This window comes from Agromyces neolithicus, assembly GCF_039529735.1.
Lineage (GTDB): Bacteria > Actinomycetota > Actinomycetes > Actinomycetales > Microbacteriaceae > Agromyces > Agromyces neolithicus.
This window is the reverse complement of the sequence record NZ_BAAANJ010000032.1, coordinates 1-1,530: the sequence shown is the minus strand read 5'-3', so window position 1 is coordinate 1,530 and position 1,530 is coordinate 1. Positions and strand designations below refer to the sequence as shown.

The 1,530-nt window shown below is 67.1% G+C and carries 1 protein-coding gene; it reads right to left on the bottom strand.

All coding sequences use genetic code 11. From position 1 onward, the window contains the following. Positions 1-77: 77 nt before the first annotated feature. Positions 78-1,475, bottom strand: a complete 1,398-nt coding sequence (locus ABD164_RS17930; RefSeq protein ID WP_344298065.1) for an IS1380 family transposase — start codon at positions 1,473-1,475, stop codon at positions 78-80. Positions 1,476-1,530: the final 55 nt, after the last annotated feature.

Below are 1,530 nucleotides of genomic sequence, written 5' to 3'. Positions count from 1 at the left end.
GGGCGCGGTTGAGTGCCGGACCTGTCTGTCCGGGTGTTCCACTGGTCGTCCTGGTCGCGCCGGTGTCGGCTGGGTGGTCAGATCGTCGGGGCCGGTGGCGGTGATCCGCCGACGTGATCGAACAGCGCCGTCCACGCGGTTTCCCATGGCCACCGGTCGGGCAGGTGCAGGGTGATGCGCCGTGCCGAGGACGCGATCCTGGCTGGGACGCTGATGAGCTTCCGACGGATCGTGGCGGTGGTGGCTTTGGCCAGGCCGGTCCCGGCGATGGTCGCGGCGGCACGGGTGAGGTTGAACGCGATCACGGCGAGGACGAGCCAGGCGGCGTTCGCGTTGAACACTCCGGACGGCAGGTGTGCCAGGGCGCTGTGCTTCAGATCGGCGTTGACCTGCTCGATGATCGCGTGACCGCGATGCGTTTTGTCCGCGGTCACGGTGTCAAGGGTGCTGGTGGTGAAGAACGCGTGGAACCGGTGCATGTCGAACAGGGTCGGGTGGTCAAGGTCCTTCTTGTTCAGTTCCGGGATCCGCCGCACGACCAGACGCCCGGCGATCTGCTCGGCCTTCTTCCGTGAGGTGAACGCGGTGAACGGAACCTCGGCGACCTGGGCGGACGAGATCCACCGCCGGGTGTCTTCGTCGTAGATCGCGTCGGTGTACTGAATAGCCTCCCAAGCATCGTCGGCGATAGTCGCGATCGCACGTTTGATCGCGGGGTCCATCCGTGCGGTCACCGACACGGCAACCCCAGCTCGAAGCGCGGCGCTGATGGTGGCGTGACCGTAGAACGCGGAGTCGGCTCGGAGCAGCACCCGGGCGGCCCTGGTCCCGGGTAGGCGGCGCAGGGTGGCCAGACTGTCACGGACAAGCTGGGCGGCGCCGCGCGGGGAACCCGCTCCGCCGCGGCGTAGCCGTTGCGCGAGGATCACCGGCGCCGACACCGTCGTCTCCGCTGTTGCGATCAGTGCGTTCAGGCCGCGGACACCGGAGTACCCGAACCCGGCTCCCTGCTTCTGATGCCCGTGGACCTCGATGATCGTGTCGTCGACGTCGACGAACACCCACCCGTCGCCGGCCCCGCCGCCGAGCACGGGTGCTGCTTCGGACAGGTTGGCCAGGAACCGGGACGCGACCGCATCGAGCTGGCGGACGTGACCGAACGTGAAGGCCCGCAGGAACGAGCCCAGCGTCGACGGTGCGTACAGCTTGGCGAAGAGCTTGCGCATCCCGCCGTGACGGAGCAGGGCCATATCGTCGATCGAATCTGCACCGGCGACCATGCCGCCCACGAGCGAAGCGACCTTCAGCCCGGCGTTGGCGCCCTTGTCCGTCGGCACGGTCAACCACGTGTTCGCAAGCTCACGCAGGCCCGCCCGCTCGGCGAGCCGCATGACCGGGACCAGGCCCGCAGCCGACACGAGATTCGGGTCATCGAATGACACTGACACGGCCGCCGGAGCATGTTTGAATTGCATCTACGAGATGCCTCTCGAATCTGTGGGACTTGAACTCTAAGCAAGCTCAATTTTC